This is a genomic window from Kitasatospora sp. NPDC056273, assembly GCF_042268845.1.
Classification (GTDB): Bacteria; Actinomycetota; Actinomycetes; order Streptomycetales; family Streptomycetaceae; genus Kitasatospora.
The window spans coordinates 73369-94866 of record NZ_JBHJSJ010000032.1 but is presented as its reverse complement, the minus strand read 5'-3'; the positions used below and the strand labels follow the sequence as shown (position 1 = coordinate 94866).

Sequence of the window (21498 nt, the reverse complement as noted above, 5' to 3'; positions counted from 1 at the left end):
GCCCGCCCCGCCCGGGCGCCCGGCCGCCGAGCGGCGGGCGGCCCCGGTCGCGGTGGCCGGCCGGCCCGGGGCGTCGGTCCGGCTGGCCCGCTGCTGCACCCCGGTGCCGCCGGACGAGGTGGCCGGCTACCCGATCCGCGGCGGCGCGGTCGCGGTGCACCGCACCGGCTGCCCGGCGGGGGAGCGGATGCGCGCGGACGGGCGGGCCGAGCTGGAGGTCCGCTGGCAGTCGGAGGGCGCGCCCGCCGCCGGGCACCGGGCCACCCTGCGGGCCGAGGCGCTGAACCGGCCCCGGCTGCTCGCCGACCTCACCGCGGCGATCTCCGGCGCGGGCGTCGGCATCGTCTCGGCCGAGGTCGAGCCGCCGCAGGAGTCCCGGGTCCGGCACACCTACACCGTCGAACTGCCCGAACCGGCCGCGCTGCCCGGGCTGATGCGGGCGATGCTCAAGGTCTCCGGGGTGTACGACGTGAGCCGGCCGCAGGCCCCGGAGGGTTCGTAGGGGCCGCCGTCCCGGGGAAAATGGGGATGACCGGCCCGCGCCGGGCGTGCGACCATCATGGGGAATTCACGGCCGGTCCACGGCGTTCTCCGGGCACAGGAGCCCGGGGGCACCCGGGGACCTGAGGGGTAGCTCACCCCGCCCGGACGGTAGCCGGGGCGGCAGCTGGGCAGACTCCGTACGGGACCGCCACCGCGGTCCCCGAAGGCCACCCGTACCAGCCAGCCAAAGGACAGAATGACCTCCACGTTCGACACCCGCGACCACGCCGACGCTCCGCGCCGCCTCGACGGTCTGCGGGCGGAAGCCCTCATGGACGAGGACCTCGCGGCCATCGACGAGGACCGCGGCCACCACTACGACGGCGACCAGTACGACCGCAGCGAGCGAGCCGCCCTGCGCCGTGTCGCCGGCCTCTCCACCGAACTCGAAGACGTCACCGAGGTCGAGTACCGCCAGCTCCGCCTGGAGCGCGTGGTGCTCGTCGGCGTCTGGACGGACGGCACGCTGGAGGAGGCGGAGAACTCGATGGCCGAGCTCGCCGCGCTCGCCGAGACGGCCGGCTCCCAGGTGCTGGACGGCGTCATCCAGCGCCGTGACAAGCCCGACGCGGCCACCTACATCGGCTCCGGCAAGGCGAAGGAGCTGCGCGACATCGTCGCCGCCACCGGCGCCGACACCGTGGTCTGCGACGGTGAGCTCACCCCGGGCCAGCTGATCCACCTGGAGGACGTGGTCAAGGTCAAGGTCGTCGACCGGACGGCCCTGATCCTGGACATCTTCGCCCAGCACGCCAAGTCCCGGGAGGGCAAGGCGCAGGTCTCGCTCGCGCAGATGCAGTACATGCTGCCGCGGCTGCGCGGCTGGGGTCAGTCGCTGTCCCGGCAGATGGGTGGCGGTGGCTCCGGCTCCTCGGGCGGCGGCATGGCCACCCGCGGTCCCGGTGAGACCAAGATCGAGACCGACCGGCGCCGGATCCGCGAGAAGATGGCGAAGCTCCGCAAGGAGATCGCCGACATGAAGAAGGGCCGCGACACCAAGCGCCAGGAGCGCAGGCGCCACCAGGTGCCGTCCGTGGCCATCGCCGGGTACACCAACGCCGGCAAGTCCTCCCTGCTCAACCGGCTCACCGGCGCCGGCGTCCTGGTGGAGAACTCGCTGTTCGCCACCCTGGACCCGACGGTGCGCCGGGCCGAGACCCCGACCGGGCGGCTCTACACCCTGGCCGACACCGTCGGCTTCGTCCGGCACCTGCCGCACCACCTGGTCGAGGCCTTCCGCTCGACCATGGAGGAGGTCGCCGACGCGGACCTCATCCTGCACGTGGTGGACGGCTCGCACCCCGAGCCGGAGACGCAGCTGGCCGCCGTCCGCGAGGTCATCGTCTCGGTCGACGCGCAGAACGTGCCGGAGGTCGTGGTGATCAACAAGGCGGACGCCGCCGATCCGCACGTGCTCCAGCGCCTGCTGCGCCGCGAGCCGCACGCCATCGTGGTGTCGGCCCGCAGCGGCGCCGGCATCGAGGAGCTGCTGCGGCTGATCGACGACGAGCTGCCGCGTCCGGCGGTCGAGGTGCGGGCCCTGGTGCCCTACACCCAGGGCGCGCTGGTCTCCCGGGTGCACGCCGAGGGCGAGCTGCTCTCCACCGAGCACACCGGCGAGGGCACCCTGCTGCACGCCAAGGTGCCGGCCGAGCTGGCCGCCGAGCTGGAGTACTTCGCGGTGGCCCTGCAGGGCTGAGCCCGAAGCGCACGCAGGGGCCCCGGGACGGATCGCCGTCCCGGGGCCCCTCCGTGTCTCCGGCGGTGCTACCGGACGTTCTTGGCGAAGTAGTCGAAGGCCTGCTTCGCCTGGTCCTGGAGGGAGGGGCCGGCCTGGTAGCCGGCCGGGTTGCGGTTGCCGACCGCGCCGACGCTGACCAGGTTGGGCTTGCCGTCCCGGATGACGAACCAGCCGCCGCCGGCGGCGCCCGCCGTCATGGTGCAGCCGATCACGTACATCGGCGGGCGGTCCCGGTCGAAGGAGAGCAGCCCGGGGGCGAGCGGGGAGTCGCAGTGCTCGAGCTCCAGGCCGTCGAACGGCCGCTCGGCCGGGTAGCCGTAGGCGGCGGTCCCGGTGATCTGGTCGCGCGGGGCGTTGAACCAGATCGGCACCGAGCCGCCGACCGTCTCCTCCAGGGACCTCCCGGAGCCGTCCTCGCCGCGCACCCGCAGGACGCCGTAGTCGTACTGGTGGTGGGCCCCGACGCCGCTCTCCTGGAGCCAGGTCGGCGAGACCAGCGCGCGCACCGCCGTCCACCGGCCGTACGGGGCGACCAGCCGGTCGGCGTTCGCCTTGCCGTGGACCGCCTGGCCGTCCCGGTTGAAGCCGGGCACGAAGACCGGGTTCTTCAGCCAGCCGCCGCCCTTGCCGTCGTGCAGGCAGTGCGCGGCGGTGTAGACGAGGTTGCTGCGGCCCGGGTTGACCGGGTCGGAGACCACGGTGGCTGAGCAGGACACGTCGCCCTGCGACGTGGTCGCGAAGAGCCGGCCGACCACCGAGCCGACCGGTCCGTACGGGTGCGGCTGCGGCCTGGCCGGGACGGCGGCGGGCGGGGCGTCCCGCTCGACGCCGGCCGCCGCGGGGGCGGTCAGCGAGTACTCCGGGGTGGGCCGGGGCCTGGCGGCGTCCATCCGGGCCGCCGTCCAGGCGCCGGGCGCCGCGTCGTTGGCGAAGGCGCTCTCGGCGACGTAGCGGGCCCAGTCGTCCACCTTCCAGCCGCTCAGGTCGCCCGGGCTGGTGGGCGACGACCTGGGCAGGGCGAGGGGCGCGGTGGCGGGCCGGGCGGGGCCGTCCGGGCCGCACCCGGCCGCGCCCAGCGCGAGCGCGGCGAGCAGCGCGGCGCCGCCCGTCGCGGCCCGGCGCCGCCGGCTGGTGGTTCTCGGCATGCTGGCTCGTCCCCCCGTGCTGTGCTGGTGGTTCCCTACCGCCCCCCGTCGGCGGCGGCTACTTCTTGGAGATCCAGTCCAGCGCCTGCCGGGCGACCGCCTCCAGGTACGGGCCGCTCAGCGAGGTGTGCTCCTGGGTGCCGATCGAGGTGTTGCTGACCAGCGCGGTCCGGCCGTCCGGCATGGTGGCGAACCAGCCGCCGCCGCTGGCGCCCTGGGTCATGGTGCAGCCGATGGTCAGCATGGTCGGGCGCTTGGCGTCGAAGGAGAGCCGGGTGGGCTTGCCGCCGTCGCACTTGTACAGCTCCTGGCCGTCGAACGGCTTGGCGAGGGGGTAGCCGACGGCCGAGACCTTGAGCTGGTCGCGCGGCGCGTCGAACCAGACCGGGACGGCCGAACCGACCGTCTCCTCCAGGGACTTGCCGGTGTCGTTCTGGTTGTGCACGCGCATCACCGCGAAGTCGTACTGGTTGGCGGCGTCGCCGGTGCCGCCGCCCTCGACCATCCACTGCGGCGAGGTGGTGACCTGGTCGGCCCACCAGGTGCCGAGCGGGGCCAGCTCGGACAGCGGGGCCCGCTTGCCGCCGCTGGAGGCGCCGGAGTTGTTGTAGGCGGGCACGAAGACCAGGTCCTTGTAGAAGTTCCCGCCCTTGCCCTCGTGCACGCAGTGCCCGGCCGTCCAGACCAGGTTGCTCTTGCCCGGGTGCTGGGGGTCGGCGATCACCGTCGCCGAGCAGTTGCCGCGGCCGCCCTGGGCGGAGAAGAACACCTTGCCGGAGGGCTGCTTCAGGTACGGGCGGGGCACCGTCACGGCCTTGACCGCCGCAGGATCGGGGTCGGTCACGCCGTCGTCGGTGGCCGGCTTGGGCGTGGCGGGGGCGGGCTTGGCGGTGGGCGGGGCCGGGTCGGCGGGCTTGGAGTCACCCATCTTGTCCGGGTCCCAGAAGTCCTTCACCACCGGGTTGTTGAAGACGTGCTTGGACGCCCACTTGTCCCAGTCCTCGTACTTCCACTTCTTCAGGTCGTCCCAGCTCCTGGGCAGTCCCTCCAGCAGGCTGGTCGGCAGCCCGGACGGGAGCGGGATCCCGCCGATCACGCCGCCCGAACCCGCGGCCTGGGTCGACTCGGTGGAGGGCGGCGGTGCGGGGCTCGTCCCGCCGCCCGCCGGGCCGTCCGGCCCGCAGGCGGTCACGGCGAGCAGGGTGCCCGCGGCCAGGGCGGCGGCCAGGGCTGACCGGTGGATCGTGGGCATCTGTGCGCTTCCCCCTGTGCTCGGTCGGTCGGTGCCGGTCGGTGCCGGGCCGCCCGGTGGTGTCACGGCCGGCGGTCGTGCACCGCGGTGGTGCGTGTCCGGCCGGTTCGCGGTGCGGCGGTTCGCCGCCATGGAGTCTTCCATCGCGGACGAGGACGGCGCTGCCCGCCCCCCGGGTTGCGGTGCGGGCCGGAGGTCACCGATCCGTGATCCGGGCCCGCCCGGTCCGCCGACGCAGCAGGGCATCGGGCCCCGTTGGTGGACAATCCCCGATCTTCACCCTGACGAGTGAGCCGTCCTTGTGATCACCCGTCAGGGATAGGTAACCCTTACCTGACGCGACGGTGCGAGCGCCCGCCGACCCCTCCACCACAGTGCGCGTCCGCACCCCCACGCGCCCCAAGGAGCAGCCTTGAGCACCGCCGCCCTCACCGTCGCCCCGCCCGTACCGTCGCCCACCGTGGAGCGGGCCCACGGGCACGACCTCCTGCTGCACCCCGACCCGGCCGTCGCCGCCGAACAGGCCGGACTGGAGGCCCTGCTGCGCTGCTGGACCCGGGAGACCGGAGCCCGGCCCGGCCCGGACGGCCGACTGCGGATCGCCGTCCTCGGCGGGGCCGCCCGGCTCACCGCCCCGGTCCGCTACTGGTCGCCCGGCGGCTGGCACCGCTTCGGACCCGCCACCCTCGCGGTCGGGGAGACCGGCCCGGCCGGGGACGTCCGCGAGGCCCCCGTCGACGCCGTCACCGCCGCCGCGCTGCTCGCCGCCGCGGCCGCCGAACGGCCCGACCCCGGCCAGGTCGCCGACCTGGCCGCCAGGGTCGGAGACTCGGTCGTGCGCACCGCCGAGATCCTCGCCCACCGCCGCACCGCCGCCGTGCCCGGCGGGCCGGAGCGCTCGCACTTCCTCGCCGCCGAGCAGTCCCTGCTGCTCGGCCACCCGCTGCACCCCACGCCGAAGAGCCGCGACGGCCTCGGCCCGGCCCAGAGCGCCGCCTACTCGCCCGAACTGCACGGCTCCTTCCAACTGCACTGGTACGCCGTCGACCGCGAACTGCTCGCGGCCGGCTCCGCCGTCGCCGAGAGCGCCGAACGGCTCACCGCCGGACTGCTCGACGGCGCCGTGCCGCTGCCGCCCGGCACCGCCGCCGTCCCGCTGCACCCCTGGCAGGCCCGCGAACTCGCCCACCGCCCGGCCGTCGCCGCCCTGCTCGCCGACGGGCTGCTGCACGACCTCGGCCCGGCCGGCGACCCCTGGTACCCCACCTCCTCGGTGCGCACCGTCTACCGGCCCGGCACCCCGTGGATGCTCAAGCTCTCGCTCGGCCTGCGGATCACCAACTCCCGCCGGGAGAACCTGCGCAAGGAACTGCACCGCGGCCTGGAGATGCACCGGCTGCTGGAGAGCGGGCTGGCCGCCGAGTGGCGGGCCGCCCACCCCGGCTTCGACATCGTCCGCGACCCGGCCTGGATCGGCGTCGACCACCCCGCCCTCGGCGACCCGGGCGGCCTGGACACCGTGCTGCGCGCCCAGCCCTTCGCGCCCACCGACCGGGCGCTGTGCGTCGCCGGCCTGGTCGCCGAACAGCCGCTCGGCACCGGCGACACCGTGCCCTCCCGGCTCGGCGACACCCTGCGGGCCCTGGCCGTCCGCTGCGCCCGCCCGCTGCCGACGGTGGCCGCCGAATGGTTCCTGCGCTACCTGGACGCGGTCGTGCTGCCCATCCTCTGGCTGGACGGCCGGGGCGGCATCGCCCTGGAGGCGCACCAGCAGAACAGCCTCGTCCTGCTGGACGCCGAGGGCTGGCCCTGCGGCGGCCGCTACCGCGACAACCAGGGCTACTACTACCGGGAGAGCGCCGCCGCGCGGCTCGCCGCCCGGCTGCCCGGACTCGGCGCGGACAGCGACACCTTCCTGCCGGACGACGTGATCGACCACCACTTCGCCTACTACCTCGGCATCAACCACGTGCTCGGCCTGATCGGCGCCCTCGGCTCCCAGCGGCTCGCCGACGAGACGGTGCTGCTGGCCGCGCTGCGCCGGTTCCTGGCCGGCCCCCGGGCCGCCGCCACCGGCTCGGCGCTGCCCGCGCTGCTGCTGGACGCGCCCGCGCTGCCCTGCAAGGCCAACCTGCTCACCCGGGTCAACGGCATGGACGAACTGGTCGGCCCGGTCGCCAGCCAGTCCGTGTACGTGGACATCCCCAACCCGGTGGCGGGTGCCTGATGACGGACGACGGGTGCCGGGTGCCGGACGGCCTGTCCGGGTGGGGCGCCGTCCCCACCCCGGCCGGCGAGTTCCGGCTCGGCCCGGTCCGGCTGCCCGCCGACCTGGCGCTGCTCGCCGGGTGGATGAACGATCCCGAGGTCGACGCCTTCTGGGAGCTCGCCGGGCCGCCGGAGGTCACCGAACGGCACGTCCGGGCCCAACTGGACGGCGACGGCCGCAGCCTCCCGTGCCTCGGCCTGCTCGACGGCGAGCCGATGAGCTACTGGGAGGTCTACCGCGCCGACCTCGACCCGCTCGCCGCGCACTACCCGGCCCGGCCGTACGACACCGGCGTGCACCTGCTGCTCGGCCCCGCCGCCAGCCGCGGCCGCGGCCTGGGCGCCGTCCTGCTGGCCGCCCTCGCAGAATTGATTCTCCGCCGGAATCCGCGCTGCGAACGGGTGGTGGCCGAGCCGGACGTCCGCAACCGGCGGTCCGTCCGGGCCTTCGAACGGGCCGGATTCCGGGCCGCCGCCGAACTCGACCTGCCCGACAAGCGCGCCGCCCTGATGGTCCGCGACCGGGCCGACGGGCCCGCCGCGCAGGCCCAACTCCCCGCCTAGGACGACCCTGTGGACACCTCGACACCCCCTCCGTACGACCTGCTCGGCGTCGGCATCGGCCCGTTCAACCTCTCGCTCGCCGCACTCGCCGAACCCGTCCCCGGCCTGCGCACGCTCTTCTGCGACCAGCGCCCGGAGTTCCGCTGGCACCCCGGGATGCTGGTCGACGGGGCCCGGATGCAGGTGCCGTTCCTCGCCGACCTGGTCTCCCTGGTCGACCCGACCAGCCCGTGGTCCTTCCTCAACTACCTGCGCGACCAGGACCGGCTGTTCCCGTTCTACTTCGCCGAGCGCTTCCAGCTGCCGCGCCGCGAGTACGACCACTACTGCCGCTGGGCCGCCGAGCGGCTGGCCAACTGCCGCTTCGGCACCGAGGTCACCGCCCTGCACTGGGAGGCGCCCTGGTACCGCGCCGAACTGACCGACACCGCGACCGGCCGGCGCTCCGAGGTCAGGGCCCGCAACCTCGCCCTCGGCGTCGGCACCCGGCCGGTGCTGCCCGAGGCCTTCGCCGCGCTGGCCGGCCACCCGCGGGCCTTCCACTCCGCCGAGTACCTGGACCGCCGCGCCGACCTGGCCGGCGCCCGCGACATCACCGTGGTCGGCAGCGGGCAGTCCGGTGCCGAGGTCTTCCTCGACCTGCTCCGGCGCCACGAGGGCGACGACGTCCGGCTGCGCTGGCTCACCCGGACCAGGGCGCTCGCCCCCATGGAGTACTCCAAGCTCGGCCTGGAGCACTTCACCCCCGACTACACCCGCTACTTCCACGGCCTGCCCGCGGCCGTCCGGGACGCGCTGGTCACCGCCCAGTGGCAGCTGCACAAGGCCGCCAGCGCCGAGACCCTCGCCGAGATCCACGACCACCTCTACGAGCGCACCATCGGCCGCCCGATCGACGCCGCCCCGGTCGAGATCACCCCCGGCACCGCCGTCGACGCCGCCCGCCCCGGCCCCTGCGGCGGCCTCGAACTGCACTGCCGGCACACCGACTCCGGCGCCGAACACCTGCTGCGCACCGACGCCGTGGTGCTCGCCACCGGCTACCGGGCGGCCCGCCCGGCCGCGCTCGAACCGCTCGCCGAACTGATCGACTGGGACGAGGCCGGGCGCTACCGGGTCGACCAGGACCACCGGGTCGCCACCCGGCCCGGACTCACCGGCGGGCTGTACGTCCAGAACGCCGAACTCCACACCCACGGCGTCGGCACCCCCGACCTCGGACTCGGCGCCCACCGGGCCGCCGTGATCCTCAACGCCGTCACCGGGCGCACCGTCCACCGGCTGCCCGGCCGCACCGCCTGGACCGGCTTCGCGCCGCCCGGCCCCGCCGGGCCCGCCGACCAGCCCACCCCCGCCGGTCCCGTGGAACAGCCCACCCCCGCCGGTCCCGTGGAACAGCCCACCCCCGCCGGTCCCGTAGAACAGCCCACCCCCGCCGTCCCCCGCCCCCAGGAGTTGACCCGTGCCGCAACCGTCGGCCGCTGAACCGCCGCTCCACCTGCCCCCGCACCTCACCGCCGGGCACTGGCAGCGGGCCGGCCGCGCCCTGCTGGCCAAGATGCTGGGCGAGTTCGCCTACGAGGAACTGCTCCGACCCGTCCCCGGCGACGAGCCCGGCGAGTACCGGCTGGAGCTGCCCGAGGCCGAGTACCGCTTCACCGCCCGGCGCGGCTCCTACGACAGCTGGCAGGTCGACCCGGAGTCCGTCCGCTGCTCCCGCCCGGACGGCCTGGACCCGCTGCGCTTCCTCCCGTACGCCCGGCAGACCCTCGGCCTGCGCGGCGAGACCACCGGCCACCTGATCCGCGAGCTCTCCGCCACCCTCACCGCCGACGCCCGCCAGCTCGCCACCGCGCTGACCGCCGCCGAACTCGCCGACCTCGACCACGCCGCGCTGGAGGGCCGGCAGACCGGCCACCCCTGGATCGTCCCCAACAAGGGCCGGATCGGCTTCTCCGCCGCCGACGCCGCCCGCTGGGCCCCGGAGGCCCGCAGCCCGCGCCCGCTGCCGTGGATCGCCGTGCACCGCCGGCTCGCCGAGTACCGCGGCGTGCCCGGCCTGGAGCGGCCCGAGCAGCTGTACGCCCGCGAGCTCGACGACGTGGACGCGCTGCGCGCCGCGCTCGGCCCGGACGCCGAGGACTACCTGCTGCTGCCCGTCCACCCCTGGCAGTGGGACGAGACGGTCCTGCCGCTGTTCGCGCCCTGGATCGCCTCCGGCGAGATCGTCCCGCTGCCCTCGGACGGCGACCCACGGCTGCCCCAGCAGTCCATCCGCTCCTTCTTCAACACCGCCCACCCCGAGCGCTGCACCGTCAAGCTGCCGCTGTCCATCCTCAACACCCTGGTCTGGCGCGGCCTGCCGGTCGAGCGCACGCTGGCCGCGCCCGCCGTCACCGCCTGGCTGCTCGGACTGCGCGACGCCGACCCGTACCTGCGCGACGAGTGCCGGGTGATCCTGCTCGGCGAGATCGCCTCCGTCACCGTCGACCACCCGCTCTACCGCGAGCTGCCCGAGGCGCCGTACCAGTACAAGGAACTGCTCGGCGCGATCTGGCGCCAGCCGCTCGGCCCCTTCCTGGACGGCGGCGAGCGCGCCCGCACCCTGGCCTCGCTGCTGCAGACCGGCTCCGACGGGCGGGCGCTCGCCGCCGAGCTGATCGACCGCTCCGGCCTGCTCCCCGGCGACTGGACCGCCCGGCTGTTCGCCGCGATGATGCCGCCGCTGCTGCACTTCCTCTACCGCTACGGGCTGGTCTTCTCCCCGCACGGCGAGAACGCCATCGTGGTCTTCGACCCCACCGACGCGCCGGTCCGGCTCGCGGTCAAGGACTTCGTGGACGACGTCAACCTCAGCGCCCAGGACCTGCCCGAACTGCGCGGCCTGCCCGACGAGGTGGCCGAGGTGCTGCTGCGGGAGAGCCCGCAGGGGCTCTGCCAGTTCATCCACTCCGGGCTGTTCATCGGCGTCTTCCGCTTCCTCGCCCCGCTGCTGGAGGCGCAGACCGGACTGCCCGAGACCGAGTTCTGGGCCCTGCTGCGCGCCGAGGTGCTGCGCTACCAGGACCGCTTCCCCGAGCTGCGCGAGCGCTTCGAGCTGTTCGACCTGTTCCGCCCCCGGATCGACCGGCTCTGCCTCAACCGCAACCGGCTGCTGATGGACGGCTACCAGGACCGCCCGCACCGCCCGCACGCCGCCCGGTACGGGACGGTGCCGAACGCGCTGGTCGCCGTGGACGTGCGGATGCCCGGGCAACGGGACCGGATTGTCACCCCCGCCCCGTAGGCTGGGAGGGTCATGACGAACGACTCCGAATCCCACGACTCCGAATCCCAGCGGGCGGCAGTCCTCGGCGACGAGGCCGAGGAAGCCGTCGCCGTCCCGCGCTCGCGGATCCCCGAACTGCTGCACGCCGCGGTGGCGGCCGTCGGCGGTGTGGAGCGCCCCGGCCAGGTCCGGATGGCCGAGGCCGTCGCCGACGCCGTCGACCACGCCGAGCACCTGCTCGTCCAGGCCGGCACCGGCACCGGGAAGTCCCTGGCCTACCTGGTGCCCGCGCTCGCCCACGGCGACCGGGTGGTGGTCGCCACCGCCACCCTGGCGCTGCAACGCCAGCTGGTGGAGCGGGACTTGCCGCGCACCGTCGAGGCGATGCACCCGGTGCTGCGCCGCCGCCCGCTGTTCGCGATGCTCAAGGGCCGCTCCAACTACCTCTGCCTGCACCGGGCCAACGAAGGCACCCCGAGCGACGAGGGCGAGGGCCTGTTCGATCCGGTGGACGCGCTCGGCGGGCCCACCGGGAAGCTCGGGAAGGACGTGCTGCGGCTGCGCGACTGGGCCGACGAGACCGACACCGGGGACCGCGACGACCTCAGCCCCGGCGTCTCCGACAAGGCCTGGGCCCAGCTCTCGGTCACCTCCAAGGAGTGCCTGGGCGCCACCCGCTGCCCGTACGGCCAGGAGTGCTTCGCGGAGAAGGCGCGGGAGCGGGCCAAGCTGGCGGACGTCGTGGTCACCAACCACGCGATGCTCGCGATCGACGCGATCGAGGGCGCGCCGGTGCTGCCCGAGCACGGGCTGCTGATCGTGGACGAGGCGCACGAGCTGGTCAACCGGGTCACCGGCGCGGCCACCGCCGAGCTGACCGTCGGCGCCGTCAACCGGGCGGTGAAGCGGGCCGCGCGGCTGGCCAACGAGAAGGCGGTGGACGCGCTCCAGGCCGCCGCCGAGAACTACCACGGCCTGATGGAGACCGCCCAGCCCGGCCGGGTCGAGGAACTGCCCGAGTACCTCGCGTACGCGGTCACCGCGATCCGGGACGCCTCCCGCCAGGTGATCACCTCGCTCGGCGAGACCAGGGACAAGGGGCTCAGCGACGAGGACGCCGTCCGCAAGCAGGCGATGGCCTCGGCCGAGGCGCTGCACGAGACGGCCGAGCGGCTGCTGGAGGACTCCGAGTACGACGTGGTCTGGATCGAGCGCAGCGACCGCTACGGGCTGGGCACCGCCTCGCTGCGGGTCGCCCCGCTGAGCGTCTCCGGACTGCTGCGCGAGGGGCTGTACAAGGAGCGCTCGGTCGTCCTCACCTCGGCCACGCTCAAGCTCGGCGGGGACTTCAACGGCGTCGCCGCCTCGGTCGGCCTGCCCTCCGAGACGCGGCTGCCGGACGTCCGCACCGCCGGGGACAACCCGGACGCCGAGGCGGGCTTCGGCGAGGACGCGGTGCCGCACTGGCGCGGGATCGACGTCGGCTCGCCGTTCAAGTACCCCAAGCAGGGCATCCTGTACGTCGCCAAGCACCTGGCCGACCCCGGGCGCGATCCCGAACGGCCCGACATGCTGGACGAGTTGGCCGAGTTGATCGGCGCGGCCGGCGGTCGGACGCTGGGCCTGTTCTCCTCGATGCGCGGCGCCCAGACGGCCGCCGAGGCGATGCGCGAGCGGCTGGACCACCGCGTCCTGCTCCAGGGCGAGGACACCCTCGGCGAGCTGATCCGGGAGTTCGCCTCGGACGCGACGACCTGCCTGTTCGGCACGCTCTCGCTCTGGCAGGGCGTGGACGTGCCCGGCTCGGCCTGCCAGCTGGTCGTGATGGACCGGATCCCGTTCCCCCGGCCGGACGACCCGCTGATGAGCGCCCGCCAGAAGGACGTCGAACAGCGCGGCGGGAACGGCTTCATGGCCGTCGCGGCGACCCACGCGGGGCTGCTGATGGCGCAGGGCGCGGGCCGGCTGGTGCGCGCGGCCGACGACCGGGGCGTGGTCGCGGTGCTGGACCCGCGGGTGGAGACCAAGCGGTACGGGAGCTTCTTCCGCTCCTCGATGCCGGAGTTCTGGTACACCACGGACCGCAACCAGGTGCGCCGCTCGCTGGCGTCGATCGACGCCTCGGCGGCGCCGGTGCGGCCGGTGGTGAAGCGGGGCTGAGGGCACCGGCCGCCCGGCCCGTGGAACGCCGGAGGGGCTCCCCGCACTGTGCGGAGGAGCCCCTTCCCGGTGTGTGTGGTGGTGCGGTGCGTGCTGGTGCTGCGGGTGCGCTCAGCGGCGCCGGACCGCTCAGAGGCGGCGCAGGACTGCGACGACCTTGCCCAGGATGGTCGCGTTGTCGCCGTTGATCGGCTCGTACGCCGGGTTGTGCGGCATCAGCCAGATCCGGCCGTCCTCGCGCTTGAGCCGCTTCACGGTGGCCTCGCCGTCGATCATCGCGGCCACGATGTCGCCGTTCTCGGCGACCGGCTGGCGGCGCACGGTGACCCAGTCGCCGTCGCAGATGGCCGCCTCGATCATCGAGTCGCCGCGCACGGTGAGCGCGAACAGCTCGCCCTCGCCGACCAGCTGGCGGGGCAGCGGGAAGACGTCCTCGACCGTCTGCTCGGCCAGGATCGGCCCGCCGGCGGCGATCCGGCCGACCAGCGGGACGTATGAGGTGGAGGGGCGGCCGGCCGTCTCGGCGGTGTTCGGACGGGCCACCTCGACGCCGCGGACCTCGTAGGCGCGCGGGCGGTGCGGATCCCGGCGCAGGAAGCCCTTGCGCTCCAGGGCCATCAGCTGGTGGGCGACCGAGGAGGTGCTGGACAGGCCCACGGCCTGGCCGATCTCGCGCATGGACGGCGGGTAGCCGCGGCGCTGGACGGAATCCCGGATGACCTCGATCACCCGGCGCTGGCGCTCGGTGAGACCGGCCTCGTCGGTGCGGATGCCGGGGGGGCGACCGGGCATCGCCCGGGCGGGGGAGGTGTGGGAGTCGTCCATGGCGGTGGAGTGTTCGATCGGCTGGTCGGGAACGCGGGTCGCCCCGGAAAGGGCCGCGCCGGAGAGGCGGTGGTCTTCGCTACGGTCCATGCTGCTGTCCACACCCTGCTGATTCGTGGTGCGCTGCCCCACCTTGAACTGGGAGTGTTCCTGCACCGGGATGGTGTTGCTTTCGATCGTGTTCACGGCGGCCCCTCTCGACGGCTGTCCTCTCCCCTTTTCCAGCCCAACGCGCCTCCTATCGAAAGGTTGCGCCAAACACACGTTCGAGTGAATTATTCGGGAGTTGACTGACTCGATCAAGGCTTTGTTGTACATCGAGTAAATGTTCGAGCGAAACTCGACCCCGGCAGTCTAATCGGGCCCCTCGCGGCATCGACACGCCAAGGCGCTCACCTCCCCCAGACTCCTAGATGTAGTGGCTACAGTCCTCTCCGTGCCCAGTACTAGTGGTCGCCCCGCATGATCAGCTTGCCCAGGCCGGGGGCGCATCGCATAGACTCAACAGGTCCGAACGTTCTGCCAGGGAGGGATCCCGAGGTGCACTGCCCCTTCTGCCGGCACTCCGACAGCCGTGTTGTCGACAGCCGGACCACCGAGGACGGCAGCTGCATCCGCCGTCGTCGGCAGTGCCCGGACTGCGGACGCCGCTTCACCACGGTGGAGACGGCCGCGCTGATGGTCATCAAGCGCAGCGGCGTCACCGAGCCGTTCTCCCGGCAGAAGGTCATCACCGGCGTCCGCAAGGCCTGCCAGGGCCGCCCGGTCACCGAGGACGCGCTCGCCCAGCTCGGCCAGCGGGTCGAGGAGTGCGTGCGCGCCAGCGGCAGCGCCGAGCTGACCACCCACGACGTGGGGCTGGCCATACTCGGCCCGCTCAAGGAACTCGACGTGGTCGCCTACCTGCGCTTCGCCTCCGTGTACCAGGCGTACGACGGACTGGAAGACTTCGAGGCCGCCATCGCGGAGCTCCGCGCAGAACGGCCCCGCACCCCCGAGGCGGACGACACCTGCGTGTCCGTGTCCGCCGCCGCGCCCTAGGAGGCGCCGGGCCCCTCGCGGGCCCAGCCACCCGCACCACCACGGCCCCGCGGGGCCCACGCGTGCCCGAAAACGGGGCACAGAACACTACAAACCGTGCGTAAGCAGGCAGGGTTCCTGCCTGCCCGCACACCGGAAGAACGAACCAGCAGTGCCCGGACTTTTCAGGGCACTTCGGGCGTTTGCCCAGGAGGAGGAGCGAGAAGTGACAGACACCACGAGCGGTTCCGCACGCGGGTCGAAGTCCGAGAAGGCCGCGGCCAAGGGCGCCAAGGCCCCGAAGGGCGGTCTCCGGATGGAGCGCATCTACACCACTCCTGGCGTGCACCCGTACGACGAGGTCCGCTGGGAGCGGCGGGACGTCGTCATGACCAACTGGCGTGACGGCTCGATCAACTTCGAGCAGCGCGGCGTCGAGTTCCCCGACTTCTGGTCGGTCAACGCCGTCAACATCGTCACGTCCAAGTACTTCCGCGGCGCCGTCGGCACCCCCCAGCGCGAGTGGAGCCTCAAGCAGATCATCGACCGCGTGGTGCTCACCTACCGCGCCGCCGGCGAGAAGCACGGCTACTTCGCCTCCAAGGACGACGCCGAGATCTTCGAGCACGAGCTGACCCACGCCCTCCTCCACCAGGTGTTCAGCTTCAACTCGCCGGTCTGGTTCAACGTCGGCACCAAGCAGCCCCAGCAGGTCAGCGCCTGCTTCATCCTGTCCGTCGACGACTCCATGGACTCGATCCTCGACTGGTACAAGGAAGAGGGCATGATCTTCAAGGGCGGCTCCGGCGCCGGCCTGAACCTCTCCCGGATCCGCTCCTCCAAGGAACTGCTCTCCTCCGGCGGCAACGCCTCCGGCCCGGTCTCCTTCATGCGCGGCGCCGACGCCTCGGCCGGCACCATCAAGTCCGGTGGCGCCACCCGCCGCGCGGCCAAGATGGTCGTGCTCGACGTGGACCACCCGGACGTCGAGGCCTTCATCGAGACCAAGGTGAAGGAGGAGGAGAAGATCCGCGCCCTGCGCGACGCGGGCTTCGACATGGACCTCGGCGGGGACGACATCACCTCCGTCCAGTACCAGAACGCCAACAACTCGGTCCGCGTCAACGACGAATTCATGACCGCCGTCGAGAACGGCACCGAATTCGGCCTGCGCGCCCGGATGACCGGCGAGGTCATCGAGACCGTCGACGCGAAGAAGCTGTTCCGCAAGATGGCCGAGGCCGCCTGGGCCTGCGCCGACCCCGGCATCCAGTACGACACCACGATCAACCACTGGCACACCTGCCCGGAGTCCGGCCGCATCAACGCGTCCAACCCCTGCTCCGAGTACATGCACCTGGACAACTCCAGCTGCAACCTCGCCTCGCTGAACCTGATGAAGTTCCTCCGCGACGACGACTCCTTCGACGCGGCGACCTTCGCCAAGGTCGTCGAGCTGGTCATCACCGCGATGGACATCTCCATCTGCTTCGCGGACTTCCCCACCGAGAAGATCGGCGAGACCACCCGCGCCTACCGCCAACTCGGCATCGGCTACGCCAACCTCGGCGCCCTGCTGATGGCCACCGGCCACGCCTACGACAGCGAGGGCGGCCGCGCCCTGGCCGGTGCCATCACCTCGCTGATGACCGGCACCGCCTACCGCCGCGGCGCCGAACTCGCCGGCGTGGTCGGCCCGTACGACGGCTACGCCCGCAACGCGGCCCCGCACCAGCAGGTCATGAAGCAGCACGCCGACGCCTCGCTGGACGCCGTCTCCCACGACGACCTGGACGCCCCGGTCTGGCTGGCCGCCAACAAGTCCTGGCAGGACGTGCTCCGCCTCGGCGCCCAGAACGGCTTCCGCAACGCCCAGGCCTCGGTGCTCGCCCCGACCGGCACCATCGGCCTGATGATGGACTGCGACACCACCGGCGTCGAGCCCGACCTGGCCCTGGTCAAGTTCAAGAAGCTGGTCGGCGGCGGCTCGATGCAGATCGTCAACGGCACCGTCCCGCGCGCCCTCAAGCGCCTCGGCTACCAGGACGAGCAGATCGAGGCGGTCGTCGCCCACATCGCCGAGCACGGCAACGTGGTGGACGCCCCGGGCCTGAAGCCGGAGCACTACGAGGTGTTCGACTGCGCGATGGGCGAGCGCTCCATCTCGCCGATGGGGCACGTGCGGATGATGGCCGCGATCCAGCCCTGGATCTCCGGCGCCATCTCCAAGACCGTGAACATGCCGGCCGCCGCGACCGTCGAGGACGTCGAGGAGATCTACTTCGAGGCGTGGAAGATGGGCGTCAAGGCGCTCGCCATCTACCGCGAAAACTCGAAGGTCGGCCAGCCGCTCTCGGCCAAGAAGAAGGACTCCGAGGAGAAGACCGAGGCGGCCGCCCCGGTCACCCCGGCCGCCGTGGTCGAGAAGGTCGTCGAGTACCGCCCGGTCCGCAAGCGCCTGCCCAAGGGCCGTCCGGGCATCACCACCTCCTTCACGGTCGGTGGCGCCGAGGGCTACATGACCGCCAACTCCTACCCGGACGACGGCCTGGGCGAGGTCTTCCTGAAGATGTCCAAGCAGGGCTCGACCCTCGCGGGCATGATGGACGCCTTCTCCATCGCCGTCTCGGTCGGCCTCCAGTACGGCGTGCCGCTGGAGACCTACGTCTCGAAGTTCACCAACATGCGCTTCGAGCCGGCCGGCCTGACCGACGACCCGGACGTGCGGATGGCGCAGTCGATCGTCGACTACATCTTCCGCCGCCTGGCGCTCGACTTCCTGCCGTTCGAGACCCGCTCGGCGCTCGGCATCCACTCCGTCGAGGAGCGCCAGCGCCACCTGGAGACGGGCTCGTACGAGCCGCTGGAGGCCGAGGAGCTCGACACCGAGTCGCTCGCCCAGTCCGCCCCCGTCGCCGCCAAGCCGGCCGCCGTCCCGGCCCCGGCCCCGGCCCCCGTCGTCGTCGAGGCACCCAAGGCGACCCCGAAGCAGGCCCACAACTCCACGGAGCTGATGGAGATCCAGCTCGGCCTCAACGCCGACGCCCCGCTCTGCTTCTCCTGCGGCACCAAGATGCGCCGCGCCGGCAGCTGCTACCTCTGCGAGGGCTGCGGCTCCACCAGCGGCTGCAGCTGACCGCGCCCGACCCCGGTGGTCGCCTCCTGAGGTGAACCCCTGAAGCGGGGCGAGGACCTTCAAACGGTCCTCGCCCCGCTTTTTCGTGTGCCCTTTCCCGAGCCCCCGGGCGTGCCGATGTCACGTTCCGGGGTGGTGTCCGGTCTGTAGGGGGTGACGGGTTTCCTCAGGGAAGGAGTGGCGCGGTGGTGGGAACAGTGCTGGTGACCGGGGCGACGGGGACGTTGGGGCGGGAGGTGGTGCGGCTGCTGGTGGCGCGCGGGGTGGCGGTGCGGGGGCTGAGCCGGCGGGTGCGGGACGGGGGCGACGGGGTCGAGTGGGTGGTCGGGGACCTGGTCGGCGGGGCCGGGGTGGCGGAGGCGATGGCCGGGGTCGACGTGGTGGTGGACTGCGCGACCACGCAGAAGAAGGCGGACGTGGCCGGGGTCCGGACGCTGGTGGCCCGGGCCCGGGAGGCCGGGGTGCGGCACCTGGTGTACGTGTCGATCGTCGGGATCGACCGGGTGCCGTTCGGGTACTACGCGACGAAGCTCGCCTGTGAGCGGGTGGTGCGGGAGTCGGGGCTGGGCTGGACGGTGTTGCGGGCGACGCAGTTCCACGACCTGGTGCTGAAGGTCTTCGACGCCTCCGTGAAGCTGCCGGTCTTCCCGGTGCTGAGCGGGGTGGCGTGCCAGCCGGTGGACGTACGGGAGGTGGCCGCAGCAGTCGCGGGCCTGGCGGGGGAGGAGCCCGCCGGCTTCGCCCCGGAGGTCGGCGGCCCGCAGGTGCGTTCGTACCGGGAACTGGCCGAGGCCTACCTGCGGGCGGCGGGCAGGCGCCGGTTGCTGCTGCCGCTCCCCCTGCCGGGAGCGACCGGCCGCGGACTGCGGGCGGGCGGCAATCTGACGCCGGATCGGGCGGTGGGCCGGGGGACCTTCGAGGAGGCACTGGAGCGACGGTTCGGCGGCCGCTGAGGTCGGCGGCCGCCGGCACAGGACGGGCGCCCACGGTGTGAGGCGTGGTGCTCGGGTGGGCGTCGGGGCGTCGTTGTGTGGTGTGGGCGGCGTGAAGGTAGGAGATTGGCCGTCAACTGGCCGCTTGAGGCCTATGTCTGAATCGATATGATCGGCCGAAAGCGTGAACCGATCAGACGCCCGGAGACGTTTCGCTACGTCGCCGGGCGGACTGGTATGCGCCCGACCAGCTGTCGGCGGCCGCAACCGTCGCCGACCCGCCGCCCGCGCCGCCGCCCGCCGACGTTGCCGAGGACCGCACCGATGAGAGAAGCCACCAGCCCCGACGGCCGATCGCGCCGACGGCCCGCGCCGCGCACCGTCGCCCTGACCGCGGCCGCCGTGCTGCTGGCGCTGGTCGCCGCGCCGGTCGGCGTGGCCAGGGCGCTCGGCGCGCACCAGCCGCTCACCGCCCTCGCGGTGGGCGCCGTCACGGTGCTCTGGCTGATTGCCGTCGGCCTCGCGGCGACCGGCGTCGAACGCTCCCGCGGGCTGGCCGAGGACCTTGCCGCGCAGCACGAGGAGACCCGGGCGGCGCTGGTCGCCGCGGGCACGGCCCGGCAGGCCGAGACGGCCGCCGTCGACCGCACCGCCGCCGCGCTCGCCGAGCGGGACGCCGCCCGCGCCGGGCAGGTCCGGGCCGAGGCCGACGTCACCACCGCGCACGCCGAGCTGGCCCGGCTGCGGGCCGAACTCGACGCCGAGCGGGCCGGGGCGGAGGCTGAGCGGACCCGGGTCGAGGCCGAGCGCGCCGAACTGGCCCGGATCCCCGAGGGCGTGCTGCCCGAGGTGGTGGCGAAGCTGCGGGCCGGCGCGGCGGTGGACAGTGCGCTGGCCGTCCACCGCAAGCACCCCCAGTACCCGCTGCTGCGTGCCGTCGGCGAGGAGATCGGCCGCGGCGAGCGGCTGCGGGCCGCCGCGCTCGCGGTGTGCGCGACCGCCGCCGGGCGGGTCCAGGCGCTGGCCACGAGCATGCACGCCGAGCTGCGCGAGATGCAGCACCGGCACGACGAGGAGGTCCTCGGCGACCTGCTGAGCCTGGACCACTCGACCGCCCAGGCGGGCCGGATGGCCGACAGCATCGCGGTGCTCACCGGCGCCCGCTCGGGCCGCCGTTGGGCCAAGCCGATCGCGGTGGAGTCGGTGCTGCGCGGCGCGCTCGGCCGGATCGGCGCCTACCAGCGGGTGCGGCTGCACAACGCCAGCACCGCCGCGGTCGCCGGGTACGCGGCCGAGGGCGTGATGCACGCGCTGGCCGAACTGCTGGACAACGCCACCAACTTCTCCGCCCCGCCGGCCGAGGTGCACGTCTACGTCGAGGAGGTGCCCGCCGGGCTGGCGGTCACCGTCGAGGACAGCGGGCTGGGCCTGAGCGACAGTTGGCTGCGCCGGGCCGAACGGGCCGTCTCCGCCGAACCGCTGGACCTCACCACGCTCTCCGCGGGTACCCGCCTGGGGCTGGCGGTGGTCGGCGTGCTGGCACGCAAGCACGGGCTGCAGATCTCCTTCCGGCCCTCGGCGCGCGGTGGTACCGGCGTGGTGATGCTGATCCCGCATCAGCTGGTCACCCACCCGGCACCGGCCGCGGCCCCGGCGCCCGTCCAGGTGTCCGTACCGGTACAGGCGTCGCCCGCGGAGACCGCACGCCCCGCGCTCACCTCGGCGCGCCCCGCCCCGGCCTCCCTGCCTCCGGCGCCCTCCGCGCAGCGGACCCGCGTCGGGACGCAGGCCGCGGCCGGGACGCGGACCGCCACCGCGCCCGCGCTGCCGGCCGCGCCCGGCCGGACGACCGACAGCGGCCTGCCGCAGCGCCGCCGCGGACAGACGCTGGCCACCGCCGCCCCCGCGACGGACCGGGCGGCGAAGCCCGCCGGCACCGATGCGGCGGGTGCGGCCGGCCGGTTCGGCGCGTTCCGCCGGGCCGCCGCCCGTCCGGCGGCGGCCGGGCAGCCCGCCGCCGGGGCTCCGACCGAGGGCCCTGCCGGGGTGCCGGTCACGGACCGCGCCGGGGCTCCGGCCGCCGACCCAGCCGGGCCGCCGGCCACCGACCCTTCCGGGGTGCCGACCACAGCCCCCGACACCACGCCCGACGCTTCCCCCGTCACCGAGAAGGACACCTGATGAGCAGTGCCACCGACCGTGACCTCGACTGGCTGTTGGAGAACCTGCTGGCGGCGACCCCCGGCACCCGGCACGCCCTGGTGCTCTCCGCCGACGGGCTCAAGCTCTGCCACACCGCCGGACTGAGCACCGACCAGGCCGACCAGCTGGCCGCCATCGCCTCGGGTCTGCAGAGCCTGGCGCACGGCGCCTCGATCGAGTTCGGCGACGGCAGCGGCGGCGTGCGGCAGTCGATGACCGAGTTCCACGGCGGCATCCTGTGCATCGTGGCGGCCGGCGAGGGCGCGCACCTGGCGGTGGTCACGGACGACGACGCGGACGTCGGCGTGGTCGGCCACAACATGCACGGCCTGATCGAGCAGATCGGGGTCCACCTCAGCGCGCCCGCCCGGGCGGCGGAAGGCGAGGCCGCGCAAGAGAGCGCGGTCATATGAGCGCGCGGAGCGAGCGGACGGTCGCGGGG

At 73.8% G+C, this 21498-nt stretch carries 15 protein-coding genes; 12 read left to right on the top strand and 3 right to left on the bottom strand.

The window, feature by feature from the left end:
• Together ACFCY1_RS26005 and hflX are read left to right on the top strand one after the other, a co-directional pair.
• On the top strand, positions 1–502 hold a 502-nt coding region (locus tag ACFCY1_RS26005; RefSeq protein ID WP_375876203.1), incomplete at its 5' end, for an ACT domain-containing protein.
• A gap of 237 nt (positions 503–739) precedes the next feature.
• Complete coding sequence (gene hflX / locus ACFCY1_RS26000; protein WP_049658942.1) at positions 740–2242, top strand: GTPase HflX; 1503 nt, start codon at positions 740–742, stop codon at positions 2240–2242.
• A gap of 68 nt (positions 2243–2310) precedes the next feature.
• On the opposite strand, the gene ACFCY1_RS25995 is transcribed toward hflX, so the two are convergent.
• Together ACFCY1_RS25995 and ACFCY1_RS25990 are read right to left on the bottom strand one after the other, a co-directional pair.
• Positions 2311–3429, bottom strand: a complete 1119-nt coding sequence (locus ACFCY1_RS25995; RefSeq protein ID WP_375876202.1) for a trypsin-like serine peptidase — start codon at positions 3427–3429, stop codon at positions 2311–2313.
• 58 nt (positions 3430–3487) lie between these two features.
• Positions 3488–4681, bottom strand: coding sequence for a serine protease (locus ACFCY1_RS25990; protein WP_049658939.1), 1194 nt, complete (start codon positions 4679–4681; stop codon positions 3488–3490).
• 412 nt (positions 4682–5093) lie between these two features.
• Between ACFCY1_RS25990 and ACFCY1_RS25985 the strand changes: the two genes are divergently transcribed.
• The 5 genes from ACFCY1_RS25985 to ACFCY1_RS25965 are packed head-to-tail and all read left to right on the top strand — an operon-like array spanning position 5094 to position 12941.
• A complete protein-coding gene (locus ACFCY1_RS25985) occupies positions 5094–6908 on the top strand; it encodes an IucA/IucC family protein (RefSeq protein ID WP_074005688.1) in 1815 nt (604 codons plus the stop codon).
• Positions 6800–7513 (top strand): GNAT family N-acetyltransferase, encoded by a 714-nt coding sequence (locus ACFCY1_RS25980; RefSeq protein WP_375876206.1) that lies wholly within the window; start codon positions 6800–6802, stop codon positions 7511–7513. Before ACFCY1_RS25985 ends, ACFCY1_RS25980 begins: the two co-directional genes overlap by 109 nt.
• A 9-nt stretch (positions 7514–7522) precedes the next feature.
• On the top strand, positions 7523–8998 hold the full coding sequence (locus ACFCY1_RS25975) for a SidA/IucD/PvdA family monooxygenase (RefSeq protein WP_375876201.1): 1476 nt from the start codon (positions 7523–7525) through the stop codon (positions 8996–8998).
• The gene (locus ACFCY1_RS25970; RefSeq protein ID WP_375876200.1) at positions 8976–10799 is read left to right on the top strand and encodes an IucA/IucC family protein; all 1824 of its coding nucleotides are present in this window, start codon (positions 8976–8978) and stop codon (positions 10797–10799) included. The genes ACFCY1_RS25975 and ACFCY1_RS25970 overlap by 23 nt, the downstream gene beginning before the upstream one ends.
• Before the next feature lie 12 nt (positions 10800–10811).
• Positions 10812–12941 (top strand): ATP-dependent DNA helicase, encoded by a 2130-nt coding sequence (locus ACFCY1_RS25965; RefSeq protein ID WP_375876199.1) that lies wholly within the window; start codon positions 10812–10814, stop codon positions 12939–12941.
• Positions 12942–13070: 129 nt separating this feature from the next.
• Here ACFCY1_RS25965 and lexA read toward each other — a convergent pair whose 3' ends face one another.
• On the bottom strand, positions 13071–13952 hold the full coding sequence (gene lexA, locus ACFCY1_RS25960; protein WP_310593172.1) for a transcriptional repressor LexA: 882 nt from the start codon (positions 13950–13952) through the stop codon (positions 13071–13073).
• A 354-nt stretch (positions 13953–14306) separates the two neighbouring features.
• Here lexA and nrdR point away from each other — a divergent pair, with 354 nt between their 5' ends.
• The 5 genes from nrdR to ACFCY1_RS25935 all read left to right on the top strand — a co-directional run bounded on the left by nrdR (position 14307) and on the right by ACFCY1_RS25935 (position 21469).
• Entirely contained in the window at positions 14307–14807 is a 501-nt protein-coding gene (gene nrdR / locus ACFCY1_RS25955; RefSeq protein ID WP_049653458.1) for a transcriptional regulator NrdR, read from the top strand.
• Between the two features lie 205 nt (positions 14808–15012).
• Positions 15013–17922: a vitamin B12-dependent ribonucleotide reductase gene (locus ACFCY1_RS25950; protein WP_375876198.1), complete on the top strand. Its 2910-nt coding sequence runs from the start codon at positions 15013–15015 to the stop codon at positions 17920–17922.
• A gap of 185 nt (positions 17923–18107) precedes the next feature.
• Positions 18108–18875: an SDR family oxidoreductase gene (locus ACFCY1_RS25945; protein ID WP_375876197.1), complete on the top strand. Its 768-nt coding sequence runs from the start codon at positions 18108–18110 to the stop codon at positions 18873–18875.
• Between the two features lie 303 nt (positions 18876–19178).
• Entirely contained in the window at positions 19179–21035 is a 1857-nt protein-coding gene (locus tag ACFCY1_RS25940) for an ATP-binding protein (RefSeq protein ID WP_375876196.1), read from the top strand.
• Entirely contained in the window at positions 21035–21469 is a 435-nt protein-coding gene (locus ACFCY1_RS25935) for a roadblock/LC7 domain-containing protein (protein ID WP_049653112.1), read from the top strand. The genes ACFCY1_RS25940 and ACFCY1_RS25935 overlap by 1 nt, the downstream gene beginning before the upstream one ends.
• Positions 21470–21498: the final 29 nt, after the last annotated feature.